Genomic DNA, 2,315 nt, shown 5'->3' on the forward strand with positions numbered 1-2,315 from the left:
TTGTTGGTGGAGGTGACCCAATTGCAGAACTGAGACCACACAGAGGTGTTGCTCTGCTGTAATACAGTAGTCATGTTCTTATGATTGCGGGTATGAATATGAAGTTATCGAGGTTCGTCCGGCTTGTTTGTGCCTTCATGTATTTATATTAAGCAATATCTAAAGTTTTGTAAAGGGTTTTGAGAGTAATTTCCCCTCAGGTTATTAAATAATGTAAATAAGTAAAAGTTATATTAGTTAAGTATTGACAAATAAAGCTTAATGTGATAATAAAACAAAAATAGGTAAACCAAAATAGCGTACGCATAAAAATAAAAGTAAAGGCGTTCCATGGAACGCCTCTATATATAGAGCCTGAGATATAGAGCCTGAAACTGGTTCTTTCCCTAAGTCGTAACTTAGAAAGCTACTTACGACTCAGCACTCAACACTTAGCACTTAAAAAACCTCAACCAGGAGGCCACTTCATTTGGCGTTGACCCAAGATGTGCAAATGAAGGTGATCAACCGTTTGACCACCATCAGCACCATTATTAATCACCAGTCGATAGCCATTGGTCAAACCGACTTGGTCAGCAACTTGCTTAGCAGTTAACAGCAGGTGTCCCATCAGGGCTTGATCTTCCGACTCAGCTGCTGCCAGTTGAGGAATGGGCTTCTTGGGAATTACCAGAATATGAACTGGTGCCTGAGGGTTAATATCCTTGAAAGCAAGGGCTAAATCGTCTTCATAAACAATATCCGCTGGGATTTCTCGGCGGATAATCTTGCTAAAGATGGTTTCGCTCATAGCAGCTGCCATTACTATGTTTACTAGATCAGATGCAATTGTGACACAAAATGTCAGGTAGCTATAGCATTGTTATTTGAGTTGTGAACATAGTCGCGCTTGGGAAAGGCAAGAGGCAAGAGGCAATAGGCAACAGGCAATAGGCAACAGGCAACAGGCAATAGGCAATAGGCAACAGGCAATAGGCAAAAAAGTATATCGGGATGTTTGGTAGCGATGCAGCGCGGTCTTGGGGGTTTCCCCCACTCGCTATTGCATCAAGACAATGGAAATAACTTTCATCCTTGTGGGACCATAATGCCCGCGTTATAGTTCACAAAATAGTTATAATTCCTATATCTATAACCTTGCTAAAAATAATCGTTTATATGATAAATATTCAACAATAAATTATATATATTCCTAATTTTTATCCAAAGAAACTAGTAAGATGTTGTGCATGTAAACTGTATATTAGTGAAATAACCTAAAAAATATAGATTCCAGCATCCTTTTGTGTTTTGCCTATTGCCTATTGCCTCTTGCCTCTTGCCTATTGCCTATTGCCTATTGCCTATTGCCTCTTGCCTCTTGCCTATTGCCTATTGCCTATTGCCTCTTGCCTATTGCCTCTTGCCTCTTGCCTCTTGCCTCTTGCCTTTTACCTTTTGCCTTTTACCTTTTGCCTATTGCCTATTGCCTATTGCCTATTGCCTATTGCCTTTTACCTTTTGCCTATTGCCTATTGCCTATTGCCTATTGCCTTTTGCCTTCTTAAAACACATTGAAAATGCGTTTTAGCTTAATCATTACCATCAGCCCCTACACTTAGAGCGAGGGGCTAATGCCCTCAATCTAATGTTCCATTCGTATTGGTGGAGTCATTATCGGTCCTGTTCTAGGAAAATGTCTGGGCCCGGGTTTAGGAAAAGGAGGTCTGGGCCGTGGATGTTCAAAAACAGGAGGTGTTGGTTGGGGTATTGGGCGTGGACATTTGGGAAAAGGTTCTGGGTGTTCAGGCATGGGAACTGCCGTAGGTGCTGGACACAGAATGAATGGTGTTTGGGGAGTCGGACCACATCCACCATGAACCATAGTATCTTGCTGATCTAGATCATTGAGAAAGGTTTCCTCATCGGATAACAACTCAAAACCGATGGGTAACTCAGAAATTTCCATTATTAGTTTTCCTCCATAGGAGTGTGACAGATGACTTTCTTCAAGATTTCTGTAAGTCTACCAATTCTGTTTTAGAGAAAAATCTCAGTTTCGTCTCGCCATTTTGGCGAGTTTTTAGTGGAAAACTAGAGTATCAATAGATCAATAGATAAAGAGAAATGGGATAACTCCGTAAGCATTCAGCTATCAGCTAATGCGCTACAGATGGTGCTACTTGAGGTGCTATCAGCTAATGCGCGTTTGCCCACACTAATTGAGGTGTTTATGGGGAAAGTGCCAGCATCGAAGCCTGTGCCACGCTACTAATCGGTGCTTTTGAATAAAATTGTTTTGATTTTCTGGGCTTCCTACAATGTAGTCTAGTTGC

Annotated in this window: 4 protein-coding genes; 2 read left to right on the top strand and 2 right to left on the bottom strand. The window is 41.3% G+C overall.

What is annotated here, in order from left to right:
* Positions 1 to 448: 448 nt before the first annotated feature.
* A complete protein-coding gene (locus F6K20_RS34685) occupies positions 449 to 802 on the bottom strand; it encodes a histidine triad nucleotide-binding protein (RefSeq protein ID WP_008181848.1) in 354 nt (117 codons plus the stop codon).
* 64 nt (positions 803 to 866) lie between these two features.
* Here F6K20_RS34685 and F6K20_RS34690 point away from each other — a divergent pair, with 64 nt between their 5' ends.
* Both F6K20_RS34690 and F6K20_RS34695 read left to right on the top strand, forming a co-directional pair.
* Positions 867 to 1,004 carry a hypothetical protein gene (locus F6K20_RS34690; RefSeq protein ID WP_154659732.1) on the top strand — a complete coding sequence of 46 codons (138 nt, stop codon included), beginning with the start codon at positions 867 to 869 and terminating at the stop codon, positions 1,002 to 1,004.
* A 281-nt stretch (positions 1,005 to 1,285) separates the two neighbouring features.
* Positions 1,286 to 1,570, top strand: coding sequence for a hypothetical protein (locus F6K20_RS34695; protein ID WP_287297830.1), 285 nt, complete (start codon positions 1,286 to 1,288; stop codon positions 1,568 to 1,570).
* 54 nt (positions 1,571 to 1,624) lie between these two features.
* Here F6K20_RS34695 and F6K20_RS34700 read toward each other — a convergent pair whose 3' ends face one another.
* Positions 1,625 to 1,948: a hypothetical protein gene (locus F6K20_RS34700; RefSeq protein ID WP_008181846.1), complete on the bottom strand. Its 324-nt coding sequence runs from the start codon at positions 1,946 to 1,948 to the stop codon at positions 1,625 to 1,627.
* Positions 1,949 to 2,315 lie beyond the last annotated feature (367 nt).

Source organism: Moorena sp. SIO2C4, from assembly GCF_010672485.1.
GTDB classification, from domain to species: Bacteria; Cyanobacteriota; Cyanobacteriia; order Cyanobacteriales; family Coleofasciculaceae; genus Moorena; species Moorena producens.

Excerpts from the sequence above, each read along its gene's own strand:
- F6K20_RS34700 (WP_008181846.1), bottom strand. The coding sequence starts at position 1,948 with ATGGAAATTTCTGAGTTACCCATCGGTTTTGAGTTGTTATCCGATGAG.
- F6K20_RS34685 (WP_008181848.1), bottom strand. The coding sequence starts at position 802 with ATGGCAGCTGCTATGAGCGAAACCATCTTTAGCAAGATTATCCGCCGA.